The sequence below is a fragment of the Actinomycetospora sp. genome (assembly GCF_055612215.1).
In genome coordinates, this window is the sequence record NZ_JBVPVA010000271.1 from 1 (window position 1) to 3561 (window position 3561).

Sequence of the window (3561 nt, forward strand, 5' to 3'; positions counted from 1 at the left end):
TCCCCGACCTGCACGGCCCGGCCGGCGAGGACGGCGAGATCCAGGGCCTACTCGAGACCGCGGGCATCCCGTACGTCGGCGCCGGGGTCTGCGCCAGCGCCGCCTCGATGGACAAGGTCGTGACGAAGGCGCTGCTGCGCGACGCCGGGCTGGGCGTCGGCGACGCCGTCGCGCTGGACCGCACCGCGACCGACCTCACCCCGGCCGAGCGCGACCGGCTCGGCCTGCCCGTGTTCGTCAAGCCCTCCCGCGCGGGCTCGTCGGTCGGCATCCGCCGGGTCACGGCCTGGGAAGACGTCCCCGACGCCGTGGCGTTCGCCCGCCAGAGCGACCCGAAGGTGCTCGTCGAGGCCGCCGTCGTGGGGCGCGAGATCGAGTGCGGCGTGCTGCAGTTCCCCGACGGCCGGGTCGAGGCGAGCCTCCCCGCCGAGATCCGGTTGGCCGGCCCCGACGACTGGTACGACTTCGACACCAAGTACCTCGACGACGCCTGCGAGCTCGACGTCCCCGCGAAGCTCGACGACCACGTCGCCGACACCGTCCGCGAGCAGGCGGTGCGGGTGTTCCGCACGCTCGACTGCGCCGGGCTCGCCCGGGTCGACTTCTTCGTCGCCGACGACGGCCGGGTGGTGGTCAACGAACTGAACACGATGCCGGGGTTCACCGCCACGTCGCTCTACCCGCGCATGTGGACCACGACCGGGATCGACTACCCGACGCTGCTCACCACGCTCGTCGAGACCGCCCTCGCGCACGGCACCGGCGTGCGGTGAGTGCGGCGTGCCCCGTCGTCAGCGGGTCGGGCCCGGCGCGGGCGGCGTCGTGTCCCGGCTCACCAGGGTGATCTTGACGCCGCGCGAGACGTCCTGGATCGCGCCGCTGCCGATGCCGTCGGGCAACGTGAGCCCGACGAACACCGCGCGGTCGGTCGTGACCCAGGTCGTCGCGCCCGGGCCGGGGATGCGCAGCCAGTCGACGCCGTCGACGTCGAGCAGCGGGCTCGTCGGGCCCAGCTCGGGCGGGGCGGCCAGGCCGCAGCGCAGCACCACCGGCTGGTCCTCGGGACGTCCCGACGCCTCCTTCTCCCCGCCCCACGCGACGGTCCCGGCCGGCACCGGGTCGGCGAGCGCCCGGCGGGGCAGCAGCCCGTCCCCGGTGTTGATGTCCCCCGGGAGCCCGGCGAGCAGGCGCGAGCAGTCGGCGGAGGCCGCGGCGGGCACCGGCACCGGCCCGAGCGCGAGGGGACCGGTGGCGGGGTCGGGGTCGCTCTGGCGACCGAGGACCTGCGAGGCGATCAGGACGCCGACGACGAGCAGCACGGGCAGCGCGAGCGCCACCCCGATGAGGACCCGCGGGAGGGTGCGGTCGAGCTCGGGAGCGCGTGGGGGGGACACCGCGGACGGCGGATCAGGCCGTGGCGGACGGAGCCGCGGCCGATACCACGGGGCAGGTCAGGGTCCGCGTGATGCCGGGGACGATCTTCACCGCGGAGACGACCTTCTCGTCGAGCGCCTCCACGTCGGGGGCCTCGACGTGCACGATGACGTCGTAGGGGCCGGTCACGTCCTCCGCCCGGGTGACGCCCTCGATCCCGGCCACCTCCGACGCGACCGCGGCAGCGCGGCCCACCTCGGTCTGGATCAGGATGTAGGCCTGGACCACGGAGGAGCCTCCTCGGGGAGCGGGCACGCGCGTCCGCCGGGGACGCGGACGGTGTGCACAGGACGTGACACGAACCGTCGGAAGGTACCGCAGGGAGCAGCCGCGTGAGCCGGACGGGAGACGCCGCGGGACGGAGCCCGACCCGTGGGCGGGGGGACGCGGCGCCGCGGTCGGCCGTGCGCACGGGCGGCTCCACGACGGGCACCGTGGCCGACCTCGGCGAGTTCGGCGTGATCGACCGCATCACCGCCGACCGGCCCCAGCCCGAGGGCACGCTGCTCGGGCCCGGGGACGACGCGGCGGTGGTCGCGGCCCCCGACGGCCGGGTCGTGGCGACCGTGGACACCCTGGTCCAGGGCGTGCACTTCCGTCTGGACTGGTCGGCCCCCGAGCAGGTGGGTCGCAAGGCCGTGGCGGCGAACCTCGCCGACGTCGCCGCCATGGGCGCGGTCCCGACGGGGCTGCTGCTCTCGCTGGCCTGCCCGGCCTCGACCCCGACCGAGGTCGTCGACGGACTCGCCTCCGGTATCTGGGACGCGGCGTCGGAGGCGGGCATCGGCGTCGTGGGCGGGGACACGGTGTCCGCGGAGCAGATCGTGGTGACGATCACGGCGCTGGGCGACCTGCAGGGGCGCGAGCCGGTGCGCCGCTCGGGAGCCGGGGTCGGGGACGTCGTGGCCGTGCGCGGGGTCCTCGGCTGGTCGGCCGCGGGGATGGAGGTGCTGCGCCGCGGATTCCGCTCGCCGGTCGCGATGGTGGCCGCGCACCGGACGCCACGTCCGCCGTTCACCGAGGGGCCGGTCGCCGCGCGGGCCGGGGCGACGGCGATGGTCGACACGTCCGACGGCCTGCTCGCCGACCTCGGCCACATCGCGGCGGCCTCGCGCGTGCGCATCGACGTCCGCGCTGACCTCGTGCCCGTGGCCGCCAAGCTCCGCGACGTCGCGTCCGCGCTCGGGCAGGACGCCCTGACGTGGGCCCTCACCGGTGGCGAGGACCACGCGCTCGTCGCCTGCTTCCCCGACGAGGACGCGGTGCCCGAGGGCTGGGAGGTGTTCGCCGACGTCCGCCTGGGCAGCGGGGTGAGCGTCGACGCCGACCGCTGGGGCGGGGCGGGCGACCCCGGCTGGCGGCACTGGCGCTGAGCCCGCGCTACATCCCCGGCGGGCGCACCCCCCGGATCGAGGCGTCGAGCAGCTGCACCGGGTGCAGCATCGGCAGCTCGCCCTCGAGGTACTTGCGGATCTGGAGCAGGCAGCCCGGGTTCGCGGTGACCAGCAGGTCCGCGCCCGCGCCCCGGATGTTGTCGGCCTTGCGCCGCCCGAGGTCGCCCGCGGCCTCCGGCTGCAGCATGTTGTAGATCCCTGCCGAGCCGCAGCAGATCTCCGCCTCGGGCAGCTCCGCGAGCGTCACGCCCGGGATCGAGCGCAGCACCTCGCGGGGCTGCGTCCGGATCTTCTGGGCGTGCCCGAGGTGGCAGGCGTCGTGGTAGACGACGGTCGCGTCGACCCGGTGCCGCGGCGCCCGGGAGTCGGTGAGGGCGTCGGCGAGGACCTCGGAGACGTCGCGCACCTTCGCCGAGAACGCCGCGCCGCGCTCGGCCCAGCCCGGCTCGTCGGCCAGCAGCTCGCCGTACTCCTTCATCGAGGAGCCGCAGCCGGCCACGTTGACCGCGATCACGTCGACCTCGGCGCGCTCGAACACCTCGATCAGCGCCTTGGCGCGCTCGACCGACTCCTCCTCGCGTCCGGCGTGCAGCCCGAGCGCGCCGCAACAGCCCTGCTCGCGCGGCGCCACGACGTCGTAGCCCTCGGCGGCCAGCACTCGCACCGTCGCGAGGTTGACCTGGTGGAAGAAGACGTCCTGGACGCAGCCGGTGAGCATCCCGACGCGGCCGCG

Annotated in this window: 5 protein-coding genes; 2 read left to right on the top strand and 3 right to left on the bottom strand. The window is 75.6% G+C overall.

Translation table 11 applies throughout. The features are described from left to right. A partial coding sequence (locus AC0CYZ_RS07425) for a D-alanine--D-alanine ligase family protein (RefSeq protein ID WP_472213832.1) occupies window positions 1-773 on the top strand: 773 nt, incomplete at its 5' end. 18 nt (window positions 774-791) lie between these two features. Here AC0CYZ_RS07425 and AC0CYZ_RS07430 read toward each other — a convergent pair. Next, window positions 792-1394, bottom strand: coding sequence for a DUF3515 domain-containing protein (locus AC0CYZ_RS07430; RefSeq protein WP_472213833.1), 603 nt, complete (start codon window positions 1392-1394; stop codon window positions 792-794). A gap of 13 nt (window positions 1395-1407) precedes the next feature. After that, window positions 1408-1662 carry an Lrp/AsnC family transcriptional regulator gene (locus tag AC0CYZ_RS07435; RefSeq protein ID WP_472213835.1) on the bottom strand — a complete coding sequence of 85 codons (255 nt, stop codon included), beginning with the start codon at window positions 1660-1662 and terminating at the stop codon, window positions 1408-1410. A 206-nt stretch (window positions 1663-1868) separates the two neighbouring features. On the opposite strand from AC0CYZ_RS07435, the gene AC0CYZ_RS07440 reads away from it, so the two are divergent. After that, window positions 1869-2807: a thiamine-phosphate kinase gene (locus AC0CYZ_RS07440; RefSeq protein ID WP_472213839.1), complete on the top strand. Its 939-nt coding sequence runs from the start codon at window positions 1869-1871 to the stop codon at window positions 2805-2807. A 7-nt stretch (window positions 2808-2814) separates the two neighbouring features. Here AC0CYZ_RS07440 and AC0CYZ_RS07445 read toward each other — a convergent pair. Beyond that, window positions 2815-3561, bottom strand: a 747-nt coding sequence (locus AC0CYZ_RS07445; RefSeq protein ID WP_472213837.1) for a (Fe-S)-binding protein, incomplete at its 5' end; no start/stop codon positions are given.